Genomic DNA, 15013 nt, shown 5'->3' with positions numbered 1-15013 from the left:
GTTCCGTGCTCGACCACCGTCTCGTGCAGACTGCCGTGATCGGTAACGCAAGCTCCGACCACCCGGTGATCCTCCCCATGGAATTCACGGAGCTGGAAGCCTGGCGCAGGCGCCACCCGCACTACACCTACTGGTGTGGCTACGAACTCGGTGGGTGCGGTGGCAGGTTGATGGACCGCCTGTACCACGACAAGGTATGCCACTTCGCCCACGTGGCCGGCGGACCCACCTGCGGACGTGCCGCCACCGGCGAGTCCAGCGCCGACCACCTGTTCATCAAGCGGGGCCTGCGCGACCTGCTGAGCAAGCACGGTCAACGGGGTGACGTGCGGACCCATGACCTCGGCTCGGGACCCGGCGGCGCGGTGGACCTGCACCTGCCCGCCGCCCGCCGCAGGCTCCGATTCCAGCTCTCGCGTCTCGACTACCGAGGGTGGCGTACGGCGAACCTCGCCCTCGGTGGCGACGTGGACGAGGTCGACTGGCTCTTCGGTTCGGACGGCTCGCTCACCGAGGAACTCCTGGCCCGCAACGGCTACGGTCTGCGCTTCCGCCTGGAGACCGTGGGCGGTGAGCGCCGTGTGTACGTCGGTACCCGGACCTACGACGAACAGTCCGTCCGCTGGGACCTCTTGGAGGACTGCCGGATCGAGCGGGCCGGCCTGCTGACGCCCTCCGCGGCGGCCCTGCGCGTACCCGTTCAGCGCCCGGAGCCGTTCGCGTTTCCTCTCGACGGCCCCACGATCTTCATTCTGGACAAGGAAGCTCCCGTCCCCGACGACTCGCCGTTCGCCGCCGAGGGGCGCCGCCTGGTCATGGCTGACGTCAAGCCTCTCGGCAGCCCTGTCGTACGAGCGGTGCTGTCCCTGCCCGACGACACCGCACTGCCTCCGGCGCAGTACGTCTACCGAGCAGCCGACGGCGCACGCCTACTGGTTCGCGAAGGCGCCGACGGGTGGGCCGTCCACTTGGACCGTTTCGTACGTCTCAACGCCCATGAGGCGGCCCGCACGGGCCTGGCCGGGGTGCTCCCCGAGTCGCCCGAGAGGCAGCCGGCTCCAGCACCTCGGATGCGTCAGCCAGATCCTCGGCCGCCCGTCGCGCCCCTGAGGGCCCAGCCTCCGGCGGCGGACCGGAAGCAGAGGGCGAAGAAGGGCGTGCCCCTGACCCGGGACCAGGCCATCGTCCGCGTCCGCGAGATCCTGAGAGCCTCCGCGCCAAGAGGACGCACACATCATTGGTCCGCCCTCGCCGCACAACTCGGTGAGCCGCTCACCAATATGTCCGCGAGCGAGCACATCGACTTCCTCGTCGAGGTCGACAGCCCGCTCTGGGACACCAAGGCGGTGCTGTCGGTGCTGCTCCGCGACGATGCGGGCCTCTTGCCGTGCCTGCCCGCCGTACTCGCGAAGCTCGGAGTGCGAGGCGCCGAGGGGCTGTCGGCCGATTCGCCAGCCTTGCTCTCCTGGGTGAACCAGGAGACGGAACGGGCCATCGCGCTGTACGCGAAGCCGTCACGTGCAGTGCTGAGACGACAGCCTGTCACCAGCCCTGCACGTGCACTGACCGTGCGGCAGGAGAGAGAAATAGGTGCGTTGATCAGGCGCGTCCAACAGCACCAGCCCAAGCAGGTCCGGTTCGAGAGCCGGGACTCCACTGCCGCGGAAAGGCAGCAGGTCCGTGAGTTGCTCAAACGCGTAGAGAAGAGGATGTCCGTCTTGGGCGGCGCGTTCAAAACGAGCAAACAGACACGCCGGACGCTTCGCGTCGCCCGTGTGTGGCTCACTCTTGCTGTCCCGGGCTACCTGATCCCTGCCAACCCCTCGCCGCTGGAGAACCAGGCGCTCAGGACGAGCGCTGCCGACGTTCTGGTCCGACTGAGTGCAATCGCCAGGACGTTGGAGGCTACGAAGCTCAAGTATTGGTGATTCGAGCGTGCCGAGACAGGCCCACCACATTCGAAGACCCGGGAATCAGTGGGTAGGGCTGTCCGCGACCGACGGGCCTGAGTGAATGCTCGGTCCCCGCCCACAGTCACGTGGATTCTCGTCCGCCCCGATCGCCTCGTAGAGGAAGTCGCGGATCCGCATCACGGAATCGACGTACCCACCCGTACAGCCAGGTCCGGCTTGAGACTTGGCCGTACATCGACGCCCTCGAGGCGCTCGCCATCCGAGAGGACCAGAAGACTTCATGAGCAAGGCCGATGACGCCAAGAACCTGATCCAGCAGGCCTTCGACAAGGCGTTGGTCGCCCAGCAGCCGCTGGCGAGGAAGAACGTCGAGCGCCTGCGGCGAGTCCACTCCGACGACACTCCACAGGAACTGATCCGTCGGTTGGACCGGTACTACCTCGCCGGCATCACCGCGTCCGGAGGAGCGTCCGGCGCGGCAGGAGCCGTGCCCGGCGCCGGGATACCGGCGGCTCTGGCCGATGCCATGCTCTTCACCGAAGCGTCAGTGCTCTACACGCTGTCGCTGGCCGAGGTGCATGGCACGCATCCTGAGGACTTCGAGCGACGCAAGCTCCTGGTCCTGACCGTCCTCCTCGGCGACGGAGCGGTGAAGGTTCTGGACAAAACCATTGGGCGTACTGGCCCCTACTGGGCACGGCGCATCGTCAGTTCGATCCCGATGAGCGCGATCAACAAGGCCAACAAGGTGCTGGGTCCGCGGTTCATCACCAAGTACGGGACCAAGCAGGGTGTCCTGGTGCTGAGCAAACAGGTGCCGCTCGGTATCGGTGCCGCGCTCGGGGCCGGCGGCAACCATGTCTTCGGGCGACTGACGATCAAGTCCGCACGCGCCATCTTCGGAGAGCCCCCGGCGAGCTGGGCCGGCGATGACCGTGAGGACGAGGTGCCCTTCGGCCCTGCCTCGGGGAATTCGACTCCCTGACGTCGCTTCGATGTTGACAAGGCCGAGGTCGCCCAGACAGTGGAAGGCGGTCGGATCGGGGCAGGCGAAGCCCGCCGTCGGGGTGGCGTCGGACACGTCCAGGTCTTCTGGATGAGGCGTGCGGGAACCCCCGACAGTCAGGAGACCTCGACTCCTACCGGCTCAACGCGCCGACCCTCGTCACACCTTCGACGATGAGGAACCGGTGCCGGCCTGGACGCCGGCTTCGCGTCCGCGTCAGGGAAGCAGGTCCTGGGTCCTGTCCGGGCCTGTCCCTCGATCTACTGTCGTCGGAAGACCTTGGCCCCTGCCCGGCGATCGCCGCGCGGACCCCGACCGAGCACAACTGCGAGAAGCCACTTCAGGAGCGGACGATGGGCAACGAGATTCAGCTGATCAGTGATGGTGACGGACTGGCGGTCATCGGGAATACGGCGGACGTCGAACGCTTCCTCCTTTCGGAGGGCCTGCCGTCGAAGGACCTGGGACTGCAACGGCTCAAGTCTGTCTTCGGTACCGGGGCCGCAGCCGCGCAGGCAGGTTCGGACGTCGCCGCCAACTCCGGTCGTTGGATGAAGCTGACCAATGAGTCCGCGCAGCGTGTCAAGAAGTTCGGGCTGATGGAGAGCAAGACGCCAGGCGTCAGCCACGCGATGGTGGGAAAACCCGGCTCGATCAAGTCATGGCTCCAGTTCGAGAAGGGGGCCGGCTCGTTTCTGACCAACCCGGCGCTTCTGGCCGGTGCCGCGGGGATCATGGCACAGCTCGCGATGCAGCAGACCATGGACGAGATCACCGACTATCTCGCCACGATCGACGAGAAGGTCGACGACGTGCTCCGCGCTCAGAAGGACGCGGTGCTGGCCCGCATGATCGGAGTGGACCTCATGATCGAGGAGACCATGACCATCAGGGAGCAGGTGGGCCGGGTATCCGAGGTCACGTGGTCGAAGGTGCAGGCCGGGCCAGCGACGATCGCGGAGACCCAGGCCTACGCGTTGCGTCAACTCGACGCGCTCGCGGAGAAGATGGAGGGCAAGACCAAGATCGGTGATCTCGCCACGACGACCAAGGAAGCCGAGTCGACAGTTCGGCAGTGGCTCGCTGTGCTGGCTCGCTGCTTCCAGTTGCAGGACGCGATCGCCGTGCTCGAACTCGACCGGGTGCTGGACGCGTCTCCGGAGGAGCTGGACGGGCATCGCCTCGGACTGAAGGCTGCCCGGCAGCGTCGGCTGGAACTCATCTCGCGGAGCACCGAGCGTCTGGTGGCCCGGATGAACGCGGCTGCCGACTCGGCCAACGCGAAGGTGCTGCTGAACCCGGTCAAGTCCCCGGCGGTAGTCCAGTCGAGCAACCATGTCGCGACCGGCGTCCACGAATTCCACGGACGGCTCGGGATCGAGTCCGGTCGCCAGTCGTCGGAGGCGAGACGATGGGCGGACGCGGCCACGGAGGCTAGGGACAAGGCGCTCGAGACGGGAGCGAAGGGCGTCGGTGCCGCCAGAAGCCTCGGCAACGAGACCCTCGACCGGGCCGGCTCGGTAAAGGACAAGCTCTCCAGCGGTATCGCCGAGCGAGCGCGCCGTCTGCTCGGGGACGAGGAGGAACGCGGCGGGGAAGGCTGAGTGGGCGCCGACCGTCAGCCATGTACGCAGCCAGGCCGCACCCTCGACTGCGAAGAGCCGCTTTTCGTCCGGGCCGTGTCGGTCTGCTGGTCGCCGTGGAGCAGACCGGCGGCGGATCGGTCGCCGAGATGGCGGCCGCCTGTCGCTGGCTGGGCAGCCGACCTGATACGCCGAAGCGCAAGCCGATGCAGAGCCGACGCGCGAAGAAGGCCGTGGACGTGAAGAAGTCGGCGCGAGCGAAGAAGACGGTGCAGCGCAAAAAGGAGAAGAACCCGCTGAACGGTGCACGTCCCCTGCCTGGGGTCGGCGACCCACGACCCAAGAAGAAGCCGAAGTGAGCGGAGTCGTCGCCACGAGTGCCTGCGGCTCCGGACTCGCTGGTGCGGTCCGACCGCGGACGTGATTCCGTTCTCCGAGTCCACCGCATGCGAAGGACGGCGCTCCCTCGACCGATCAGCCGACCAGCCCGTCACCATTGAACGCACACGGAGTTGCCCCATGTCCAGATACCGCCGTGCCGCCGGCACCGCGCTCCTCGTCGCTACCGTGCTCGCCGTCGGCGGCTGCGGGAGTGACACGGAACCCTCTTCCGCGCGTTCCTCCGCCGCTCCGGAGGACGTGACCGAGGATCAGTCGGCGGCGCCGGAGGACGAGTCGGATGCGAATCCCGTGCCCGAGGAAACGGAGGACGAGGACGACACCTCCATCGAGGACTTCCTGGCCGCCGCCGGTGTCGACGACGACCTGGTCAACCGGCTCGGCGAGATCGGGGACGCCAACAACTACGGTCTCGGTGCGGGAGTCGAGACCGGCCTGGAGGACCGGCGTCGGCTCGCGACCAGCCAGGTCGACACCTGCCGCAACGTGGCTGTCAGCTATCGGACGTGGAAGGGCGTCCGGTACTCGGACGAGTCGGGCGGCGCGACGGAGGACCAGGCCGCGGCGATGGCCGACTTCCTGCGGACGGAGTTCTGTCCGCACGTCGCACCGTTGAAGGAGGCCCGTCTTCCCGAGCAGACCCTCGGAGGACCGGCCGAGGACGACCGTGGCGGCCGGGGGCTGACCTCACCGGTGACCTGGTGGGACGGACGCTATCCGCGCGTTTCCTGGTCCAAGGAGTGCGCGGCGCAGACGGGAATGCCCGTCAGTGACCCCGTGGCCTACCGCCTGGCGAAGGACGAGGTCGTCTGCGCCACCGTCCCGCCCGCCGCGTCGCTGAAGAAGCACCTCATCAGCCTGGATGTCGTCTTCTCGTCTCCGGTGGACGAGGACCGGGCACGGAGGGCCGTGCTCGCCCTGCTCCCGTCCGACGCGTCGGCGACGGAGCCGACGGAGGGCACCAACCCCGACTGGTCGTACATGGAGGGCGGCTGTCTGAACACCAACTTCCGTACAGCGACGATGGAAAGACTGACGGACGGGCTGCAGAAGGACGCGGAGCCCTGGGCCTCGGCCCTGTACTACTCCGAGGGGTCGATCGAGGACGGAGCCGTGGGTGACTACACCGGCGAGGTCAAACAGATCTCCCTCTCCACGGGTGCCGACGAGCCGGCGGCGTCGGGCGACCTGACCTGCTGAAGGTCACGGTCCCGCTCTCGGTCACCCTGAGCACGCCGAGGTCGTGCGGCTCGCCGTCCTGCCCGCGCTTCTCGCCTTTACGGACCGGGCCGGTCGCCTGTCCGTCACTCAGGCCGGACAGGCGGCCCGCGTGGTGGCGGTGCCCCCACGGATCATCATGTAGTGAGAGCCGCCGATCTCCGCCACGGCATAGCGTGAGTACGGCCAGGCACTTCCCGCGCTCTCGCGCTCACGCACGAGTGCCCGGCACGCCTCACCGGCGGCGAGGCCCGCCCAGGACTCGACCTGTCCCTCGTTCCACTGCACGTAGTCCGACCAGACGTACATCACCGAGTTGACGGGGTCGAACCCCACCTTTATCTGCGCGTTGCCGAGTACGCGGTCCGTGCCGAGTGTCCGACGGATCCCGTTGGTCCCGGCGATGATCTTCCTGGCCGCCCCGTCTGCGACCCGGATCTCCGCGCTGTCGGTGCTGGGGATCATCGCCAGACCGAGGCCGTCCTCGTCCGGCTGCCAGTCCTGAGCGGTGTCCGAGTCCTGAGCGGTGTCGTTGTCGGCCGCCGACCGGCACTGGGAGTTCGCGACGAAGTCGTCCCGCCATGTCACCTGGGGATCACGGCCGTTCTCCTCCTTCACCATGACGTACGTGCGGTAGGGCAGATCCGGGTGCAGGCGGAGTACGACGTCCCTCACCGTCAGACACATGTTCCTGGCGATCTCCGTCTCCGCGTACATCGTCCCCTCCTCGTCGGAGGTGAGCGTGTAAGAGAGGTATACCTCCCGCCGCGACTCCTGGAACTGCACGCTCTTCGGTGAGAAGTCGACGCCGTCGCCCAACTCCTGGGCGACGACACCCTCGTCGTGCAGGACCGCACGAGCCACGTCGTGCTCGCCCGCGCCCTGCGCCGCCCGCGTCAGGGCCCAGCTCTTCGCGGTCGCCGAGCCGTTGCTCAGGGCTTGCTGGTTCGCGGCCGTGTCGTCCTTCGCGGTGCTCGTTAGAGGCCGCGCGGATCCGGTCGAGGAGGACGGTGAGACGGAGGCCGTGGACGACGACGTGTGCGTGCCGTCACCGGCGCCTCCGGGCAACAGCGCGGCCACTCCTCCGGCCAGGCCGCCGATGACCCCCGCCGTCAGGACGACGGCGCCCAGCAGTCGCCTCCTCGAAGGGCTCCGGTCCGGGGGCAGACGCCATGCGGGATCCTCCCCGGCCGGCACGTCCCAGAGAGCCGCGACCATGTCCACGGCCGTCGCCGGTATCGCGTCGGCGCCCACCACCTGGGTGGCCTGGGACGCAAGCAGGGTGACGCACTCCTGGGCGGCCTCGGCGGCCGAAGGGCGGTCGCCCGGCTCCTGGGCCAGTGCCTCCTCCACCGTACGGCGCAGTGACGCGGGGATGCCGTCCAGGTCGGCCTCGCCCGACATCACGCGGAAGGCCACCACATCGGGCGCGCCGGATCCGAAGGGCAGCCGTCCGGTGGCGGCGTAGGCCACGAGCGCCCCCCACGCGAACAGGTCACCCGCCGGACCCGCGGTGCCCTGACGGTACTGCTCCGGGCTGATCCAGCCAGGGGTGCCGGTCATCACCCCGGTACGGGTGACGCTGGTGCCGTCGGCCGCATGCGCGATGCCGAAGTCCAGCATCCGGGGGCCGGCGGGGGTGAGGAGGACGTTCTGCGGTTTCACGTCGCGGTGCACCACTCCGACGGCGTGAATGGCGGCCAGGGCCTGTGCCGTCGCGGCCGCGAAGGCGTACAGGTTCCCTCCCGTGAGCGGCCCGTGCGCGAGCACGTGCTGGTTCAGCGTCGGTCCCGGAACGTAGGCGGTGGCCAGCCACGGGGTCGGTGCGTCCGGATCGGCGGTGAGGAGCGGGACCAGGTGCGGGCCGGTGACGCGGGAGGACAGTTCCACCTCGCGCCGGAACCGGGCCCTGAACTCCGGTTCCTGGGCCTGCTCGGGATGGATCATCTTGACCGCCACACGCATTCCGTCGGAGGCGACTCCGGCGTGGACGGTGCCCATGCCGCCCGCGCCGAGACGTCCGAGGATGCGGTAAGGGCCTATGTGGGAGGGATCGCCGGGACGAGCCGGCTGGACTCTTCCGGCGGGGCCGATTGCGCTCACGAACACTTCCTTGTACAGAGGGTCGGCCTGGGCAGGCCAGAGTGTTGACAGGCGGTCAGAGGAGAGCCGGCGTCAGGCGGCTGGGCGCTCCTGGGCCAAGGCGGAACGCGGGGGTGCCGCGATCGCTCAGGAGGACGAGCCGCGGACGGAAGTTCGCCTGAGACCGGAAATCGATGGACTGGAGGATGGTCCGGTCGTCGTGTCGACAGTGCCGGGAACGAACAGGCCGAGCGCCGGATGTAGTTGCGCAGGGGCGAGCCCGCGCCGGAGCGCCGAGCCGGCGGACGTCACCGGTCGGCGTAATGCCGCGCCAAGTGCTTGAGTTCGTTGATCCACAGCTCTGTGTCGTCGCCGGGGCGCCGGTACGGGGTACGGCGGGCCGGTCGGAAGAAGCCCGCCGACGGTCGGCCAGTCTCCTGCAGCACGACGAGAGCCGACAGCATGGGCAGGGATCCGTCCGGGCTCTCCTGTGCGGACGCGTCCTCCAACAGGTGGGGCATCGGCCCCTCATGGGATGGAACATGATGACCGAGATGCCGCAGCTCGGTGCTGAGCCGGCCGTACTGCACGGTTTGCGCCTCCTGGCGTGCCAGGGCCCGCAGAATCTCGACCATCGCGTTCAGCGCCCGCTCGTACTCGACACTGCCCTTCCGCATCGCGGTTCCCTCTCCGGCGGGCGACTTGTGCGGGGTGAGCCTATGCGCATTGCCGGCTCATGCACAGTCAGGTGATGGACTTTCATGAAGAATGCTTGTGAACTCTGTGCATGGATCGCATACTGGCGGAGCTCGCGTCGTCTGCTCTCGAGCCGGGTGACCGGTGTCCCCGGCATCCTGCTGTGAGGTCCCATGTTCGACCACCGTCTCGTGCAGACCGCCGTGATCGGCCACAAGACCTCCGATCATCCGGTCATCCTGCCGATGGAGGCCTGGGAGCTGGACCGGTGGCGCGAGGCGCATCCGAACTACAGCTACTGGTGCGGGTTGCAGCTCGGTGGCTGCGGCGGTGAATTGAGCGACCGTCGGTACACGACCAAGGTCTGTCACTTCGCCCACCACCCGACCGCCCCCGTCTGCCACCGCAAGAACAACGGTGAGTCGAGCGCCGACCATCTGTTCATCAAGCGCGGTGTCCGGAGCCTCCTCGGCGCGAGGCGGGTGCGAGGACAGGTGGCCACCCGGGATCTCGGCACCGGACCCGGTGACGCGGTGGACGTGCACCTGCCCGAAAGTCGACGGCACCTGCGTTTCCAGCTCAGCGCCATCGACTACCGGACGTGGCGCCGGGCCGACGACGAACTCGCCGCGGACGCCGACGGAATCGACTGGATCTTCGCGTCCGACGGGGCCATCACCCAGCAGTTCCTCGGCCGCCACGGCTACTGCCTCAGGGTCCGCTGCGAGACGGTGGGCGGCGAGCGCCGTGTTCATGTCGGTGCCGAAGCCCGCGACCGTACGGTGACCTGGACCCCGCTGGAGGACTGCGTGCTCACGCCGTCCGGCATCGTCACACCGGATACCGAACGGATCCGCCTGAGCCGTCCGCGCCCCAGGCCGACCACGTTTCCGCTCCAGGGCGGGCTCGTCTTCGCCCTCGTACCAGAGGCCGAGGTACCCGCCGACTCCCCGTTCGCCTCGGAGCGACGGCAGCTCCTCGCCGCCGATGTGAAGCCCGTCGACAGCCCCATCGTCCGAGCCCTGGTCTCCCTGCCGGCGGACAGTCCGGCGCCGCCCGCCGAGCACGTGTACCGCATCACCGACGGAGCGCGGCTGCTCGTCGCCGAAGGCACCGCGGGCTGGGCGGTCGAGGCGAAGCGGTACGTACGTCTGAACGCACACGACGCCGAGCGCACAGGTCTGTGGACGCCTCCGCCTGCCCTGGTTCCCCGACAGGCGGATCAACCGAAGGCGGCGACGTCGCAGCAGCGCAAGTCCGAGCCACCGGCCCTCAGGAAGGAAGCCGAGCCCGTCCGTGCCGTGTCCGCCGCGCCTGGCACCGAAGTCCCGAAGGACAGGACACTTCTCAGCCGTGCCGAAATGGTGACCGCCGTGCGTGACGCCCTGGGGCAGCACGCGCGACTGCAGTCCACGACCACGTGGGACACCTTGGCCCGTACCGTCGGTCCGGCGTTGAAGAATTACTCGGACACCGGCAGACGCGATCTGCTGGTCGCGGTCGACACCCCTTTGCGGGAGCACGCCCCGGTCCTGTCCGCGCTCGTCAGGGACGGGGGCGAGCCGCTTCCCTACCTGTTTCGGGTGCTGGCCGAGCTGGGCGTGGAGAACGCGTCGGTGTCCCACCGCATCAAGCGCTGGGCCGCGGTCGAGACCGAGCGCGCCTTCGCCGCCTACGGTGTCCCGCCGCGCGCCATGCCACCACGGCTTTCCCTCCGGCTGGCACAGCCCGTACTGCAGCGGCCGGCGGCGGTTCGCGGCCGAACGGCGACCGAGCCCCAGCGTGTCGTTTCCGGCGCGGCGGCAGGCGCCACGAGGATGCGGTATCTGCGTTCCCTCGTCCTCGAACTCGAAGGCTTGCTGCCCGCTTTGGGCAAGGCGCCACGCAAGCGAGCCCGCAGGTCCCTCGCCTCGGCTCAGGCCTGGCTCGCCCTCCAGGACGGTGAAGTACTCCCGGCGTCTCAACGCGCGAAAGTGGCTCAGAAGAAGCTGGGCCACCTTGTCGTGATCGTCGAGGAAGGGCTGGAGACGGCGAAGGCGAGCATCGAAGCGGCCAGACGCACCCGGGAGAGCCAGGAAGCCACACGGCTCACCAAAGCCGATCGGAACCCCGACGAGACCCAGGTGCGGCAAGAGACACAGTCCACCTCACGCGCTACGGCAGCGGCCGAGCAAGCCGCCGTAGCGCAGCTCAGGACACAACTGGCCCAGATCGCGGCACAGGGCGGCACGATCGAGATCGGGCACCTGCGCATAGACCTCAAGAGCCACGGTGCCCGCCGCGTGCTCGGTGAGATCGAGAGAGGAGCGGGCACCGACGCGCCGATGCTCTCCGCGGTCGTCGTCGCCAGGAAGGGCGGTCCTGTGCCCTTCTTCCGTGACATCCTCAAAGCCGCGGGCCTGGCGGTTCCGCAGACCGACGAGGCCCTGCTGGCGATCTGGCGCCGGGAGCGAGAACGCGCGTACGCCGCCTACGCGAACCCGCCCCGGCCGCTTCCGCCGAGGCTCGTGCCGACGGCGTCTCAGGCCGCGTCGACGAAATGAACGTCAGTCGTCCCTCCGGGCCAGGTCCAGAGCGGCCGTGTGCACGAACCAGTCCAGCACCTCGCAGATCTCCTCGACGTGCTCGGCGAACACCCGCACCGGGAACGAGGGGCGCAGCTCCAGCTTCGCCTCGGGAAGTTCGATGCCGTCGATCTTGTTCAGGCGGGTCAGGAGTTCCCGGCGCTGTTCCATGTCGTCGAAGGGGCTGCGGGTCTTCAGATACTGGAAGACCACCTCGACCGTTCCGCTGACGGGATAGATCCCGACCGGCCACACCAAGTGGGGCCGACGGCCGGTCCCGGCGTCCAGCATCGGGAAGCAGCTCGTCTCCTCGTGCCGGCCATAGGTCACATGGCCGCCTTGGCGACGCCAGAAGTCGAGGACCGTCACGACTCCTTCATACGCGTCCGGCCAGTTCCCCCGTAGCTGCGAGCGGAATCGCTCGGCCGCTGCCGCGTCCTCCTCCTCGGGGAGCGGATCTTGCGCGGTCTGCTGCGCCACGTCCCTGCCCAGCAGGGTGGCCAGCTCGGCGGCGGACAGGCGCTGGGAGTGGTGGGCGCGCCCCAGGGAGTCGAAGCGCACTCCCTCGCTCGTCAGCAGTTCCTGCGGCGGCGGACGGTCGCTGCCGTCCGCCCAGCGGAACGCCGGGGAGACCTTGCCCTCCACGGTGAGCACGCGGTAGGCGCCGATCACCGCCGTGTTGGCGCCCAGGTAGGCCCCGACGGGCACCGGATGGCTGCCGATCAGTTCGGCGACATCGCCGTACGTCGTCCACGCGCCGGTCGGCATCGCGACCAGCGCGGCCCGCAGTTCGACCCAGCCCGGTGACTCCTCGTCGGCCGGCCTGACCCCGCCGATCGGGCCGGGCCACAGCTCCACCGCACGGTCGGCCAGACGGTCGGCACGGTCGAGGATCTCGGCCTTGCCCCAACGCTGCGCCGAGGAGATCTCCAGGTTCATGCGCAGAGCGCTCGAATCGAGGATCTGCTGTTTGCGTTCGAAGGGGTGATTCGAGAGCTTGGCATTGTCACCGGTCAGTGTCAGGTTGCCGAGTGTGTGCACCAGCAGGTCGTGCAGTTCCTGCGGTGTCTGACCCGGCTCCGTCTCGTCGGCGAGCAGGTCGAACCAAGCCTGGGCGGGCCGCTGCGGCAGGACGTGTTCCACGCTGAGGGAGGCCTTGGCGAAGTCCACAGGCTCGGAGGCGAGGTAGCTTTCCTCCAGGCGGCGCAGAATGTGGTTGCGCTGCGGAGGGCGCCCGCTCCAGTAGAACGGTTTGGTGCGGATCGCCTCGCGCAGTTCCTCGTTACTCGGCCAGCGTCGGCGCCGGCCGGACAGGAACCGTCGGACCGCTTCGGCGGCCGACCGGTCGGTCTCCAGCTCTTTCGGTGCCTCCATGAAGATCCGGTTGAGGTTGCTGGTCGGCGTCTGGCAGATCAGGCGACGCACCAGATAGGACTCGACATAGCCCAGCGCGCGGGCCGCGTCCTCGGGGGTCGTCCCGCCGGCGTCCAGCAGGTCCAGCAGATGCAGCGCGAGCGGATAGTGGGTCTGGCCGCCCCAGGAGGCCAGGCGTTCCAGGACGGCACGGAGAGCGGACGACTGCTCCCGGGCGGGATCGACGATGCGCAGGAATCTCCGGGCCCGCTCGGCCAGTTGCTCGATCTCGCGCTGCAGCGCGTCCTCGTCCCCGGTCAGCGGCTGGAGCCGCTTCTGCTGCTCCCGGTAGATCTCGCTCTGCTTCGTCTTGTAGTGGCCGCGCACCACCAGGTCGAGCCAGACCAGCAGTTCCAGGTTCTTCGGGCCCAGACTCTGTTGCATGGGCAGCCACAGTTCCTGGTAGATCCGCTCGCCCCGCTTGGGCAGCAGCATGAACACGTAGTTGCGCAAGAGGTCGCTCTGACTGAGCCCAACACCCGTGTTGTTGATCGACTCGAAGATCCGGTACACGTTGTCGCCCGGCTCGGCGGTGATCTCCACGATGGAGAGCAGATCCTTGAGGACCGTCTCGACCGTGGCGGTCCACCGTTCGTCGCCGGCCTCGTGGCCCTCGGCCAGCGCACCTCGGAAGAACCGGTAGGCGACTCCGATGTTGTCGCCCCCGCCCGCCTCGGCCCGGGACTGGACGCAGGCGGTGTACGCGTCCCGGTCGGCCTGGGTGGGCAGCAGCCGGTAGTGATCGGGGCCTTCGTGGAACTCGTTGACCAGAACCTGTCGGTGCACCCGGTCGGCCGCTCGCGAGTCACCGCTCTCCTTGAGGTGATCACGCAGGGCGGTGAAGGCGAGCATCAGGGTGGTGAGCCGTTGCTGGCCGTCCACGACGAGCCACCTCTGTACGCCGCCGGCCTGGATCTGACCCGGCGCCAGGACCACCGATCCGAGGAAGTGAGGGGCCGTGGGCTCCCCGGACATGTGCTGGTCGGCGAGTTCGCCGATGTCCTCCCAGAGGCGCTTCAGCTGTTCCCTGCCCCAGCTGTACGTCCTTTGGTAGAGCGGTACTTGGAACTGCTTGTCCCCCTGGACGAGTTTGAGGAAGGTGATTTCCTGAGCGCGCATGTACTTCCTTTCCCTGCCGGAGACACAGGTCTGGCCCATGTGTCCGATGGTGCGTGCTTGGGGGACAGCGATTCCATGAATCTAGCGTGAACTCAGTCAACGATGGCAGGGTTCCGTCATCTTGAAGAGTCGATATGCCAAGTCCGCACTGCCGTGGCGCCATCCGCTATACGTTCCTGGCCCCCGCCGCGATGGCCGACTGGTGGGAGATCCTGGGCATCGTCTCGTTGGGGGACCGGCGCAGCAGCTTGATGGTGCGGCCTTCGACCCAAGCGTTCCACGACTTGAGGTAGTAGAGCAGGTGCTCGCGCGAATCGTCGCGACGGCGATGGGTCTTGCCCGCGGCCAGGCTGAGCATGGTGTTGCGCAGGGTGAGACGTGGATCGCCGGATTCCAGTCGCGCGCCGGTGACCACGCCGTCCTTCCATGCGGACTGATCGATGTCGGGGCGCGCCTCTGTGGTGACGTACCAGCCGATGGTCGCGGCCGTGACGGTGATGCGGCACGCGCGGTTGAGCGCGATGCCGTGAGTGAGGGCGTCACGAACGCCCGGATTCTTCTCCAGAAGGACCAGGAGTTGATCGTTGCTGGTGACGGATGAGCCTCCGCTCCATGCGGAGTTCGGCGCGTGCAGGTACAGATGGAGCCCGCGCAGGGCGGCGGCCATGTGCGTAGCGTTGGCCTCACCCGCGAGAGCGAGCGCGTCCCGGCCGGTGCGTTTGCGACCCGTGTCCATCACGGTGAAGGCGGTGCGGGGCACGCCGTGTGTGACGGTCAGCGGCACGGTGAGCCCGGCTCTGACGATCGCCGCCAGTCGGTGCTGACCGTCGATCAGCACATCGTCCTCGTCGAACGCGATGCCCTGGTGCGTCAACTGCCACTCGCCGCGCTGGATCTGGTCGGCCAGCTGCTGCACCGTGCTCTTGCTGAGGGGGCGGTTGCTGGTGTTCCGAGTGAGCCACGTCGCGGCCAACTCGGGTGATACGCGGAGCACTTCCATATGCATGGCGTGTGTGCCTT

Annotated in this window: 10 protein-coding genes; 6 read left to right on the top strand and 4 right to left on the bottom strand. The window is 68.3% G+C overall.

The window, feature by feature from the left end:
* Positions 1-77 precede the first annotated feature (77 nt).
* The 5 genes from ACFYW9_RS30370 (at position 78) to ACFYW9_RS30350 (ending at position 6101) form a co-directional block, all read left to right on the top strand.
* Complete coding sequence (locus ACFYW9_RS30370) at positions 78-1928, top strand: hypothetical protein (protein ID WP_389156945.1); 1851 nt, start codon at positions 78-80, stop codon at positions 1926-1928.
* A gap of 265 nt (positions 1929-2193) precedes the next feature.
* Positions 2194-2898, top strand: a complete 705-nt coding sequence (locus ACFYW9_RS30365) for a hypothetical protein (protein ID WP_389156942.1) — start codon at positions 2194-2196, stop codon at positions 2896-2898.
* 374 nt (positions 2899-3272) lie between these two features.
* Positions 3273-4523, top strand: coding sequence for a hypothetical protein (locus tag ACFYW9_RS30360; RefSeq protein WP_389156939.1), 1251 nt, complete (start codon positions 3273-3275; stop codon positions 4521-4523).
* Between the two features lie 95 nt (positions 4524-4618).
* The gene (locus ACFYW9_RS30355) at positions 4619-4861 is read left to right on the top strand and encodes a hypothetical protein (protein WP_389156936.1); all 243 of its coding nucleotides are present in this window, start codon (positions 4619-4621) and stop codon (positions 4859-4861) included.
* 160 nt (positions 4862-5021) lie between these two features.
* Entirely contained in the window at positions 5022-6101 is a 1080-nt protein-coding gene (locus ACFYW9_RS30350; RefSeq protein ID WP_389156933.1) for a hypothetical protein, read from the top strand.
* Between the two features lie 108 nt (positions 6102-6209).
* Here ACFYW9_RS30350 and ACFYW9_RS30345 read toward each other — a convergent pair whose 3' ends face one another.
* Together ACFYW9_RS30345 and ACFYW9_RS30340 are read right to left on the bottom strand one after the other, a co-directional pair.
* Positions 6210-8222 (bottom strand): serine/threonine protein kinase, encoded by a 2013-nt coding sequence (locus ACFYW9_RS30345; protein ID WP_389156930.1) that lies wholly within the window; start codon positions 8220-8222, stop codon positions 6210-6212.
* A gap of 287 nt (positions 8223-8509) precedes the next feature.
* Entirely contained in the window at positions 8510-8878 is a 369-nt protein-coding gene (locus tag ACFYW9_RS30340) for a hypothetical protein (RefSeq protein ID WP_389156927.1), read from the bottom strand.
* A gap of 192 nt (positions 8879-9070) precedes the next feature.
* On the opposite strand from ACFYW9_RS30340, the gene ACFYW9_RS30335 reads away from it, so the two are divergent.
* The gene (locus ACFYW9_RS30335; RefSeq protein ID WP_389156924.1) at positions 9071-11440 is read left to right on the top strand and encodes a hypothetical protein; all 2370 of its coding nucleotides are present in this window, start codon (positions 9071-9073) and stop codon (positions 11438-11440) included.
* Positions 11441-11443: 3 nt separating this feature from the next.
* On the opposite strand, the gene ACFYW9_RS30330 is transcribed toward ACFYW9_RS30335, so the two are convergent.
* Positions 11444-13993, bottom strand: a complete 2550-nt coding sequence (locus tag ACFYW9_RS30330) for a DUF262 domain-containing protein (protein WP_389156921.1) — start codon at positions 13991-13993, stop codon at positions 11444-11446.
* 166 nt (positions 13994-14159) lie between these two features.
* Complete coding sequence (locus tag ACFYW9_RS30325) at positions 14160-14999, bottom strand: hypothetical protein (RefSeq protein WP_389156917.1); 840 nt, start codon at positions 14997-14999, stop codon at positions 14160-14162.
* Positions 15000-15013 lie beyond the last annotated feature (14 nt).

This window comes from Streptomyces sp. NPDC002698 (assembly GCF_042888945.1).
Lineage (GTDB): Bacteria > Actinomycetota > Actinomycetes > Streptomycetales > Streptomycetaceae > Streptomyces.
The sequence above is the reverse complement of the archived record's forward strand: the minus strand, read 5'-3'. Positions and strand labels throughout refer to the sequence as shown.

Bases quoted from the DNA above. Each gene is read 5' to 3' on its own strand.
- ACFYW9_RS30350 (WP_389156933.1), top strand. From the start codon at position 5,022: ATGTCCAGATACCGCCGTGCCGCCGGCACCGCGCTCCTCGTCGCTACC.
- ACFYW9_RS30370 (WP_389156945.1), top strand. From the start codon at position 78: ATGGAATTCACGGAGCTGGAAGCCTGGCGCAGGCGCCACCCGCACTAC.
- ACFYW9_RS30325 (WP_389156917.1), bottom strand. From the start codon at position 14,999: ATGCATATGGAAGTGCTCCGCGTATCACCCGAGTTGGCCGCGACGTGG.
- ACFYW9_RS30330 (WP_389156921.1), bottom strand. From the start codon at position 13,993: ATGCGCGCTCAGGAAATCACCTTCCTCAAACTCGTCCAGGGGGACAAG.
- ACFYW9_RS30335 (WP_389156924.1), top strand. From the start codon at position 9,071: ATGTTCGACCACCGTCTCGTGCAGACCGCCGTGATCGGCCACAAGACC.
- ACFYW9_RS30365 (WP_389156942.1), top strand. From the start codon at position 2,194: ATGAGCAAGGCCGATGACGCCAAGAACCTGATCCAGCAGGCCTTCGAC.
- ACFYW9_RS30360 (WP_389156939.1), top strand. From the start codon at position 3,273: ATGGGCAACGAGATTCAGCTGATCAGTGATGGTGACGGACTGGCGGTC.
- ACFYW9_RS30340 (WP_389156927.1), bottom strand. From the start codon at position 8,878: ATGCGGAAGGGCAGTGTCGAGTACGAGCGGGCGCTGAACGCGATGGTC.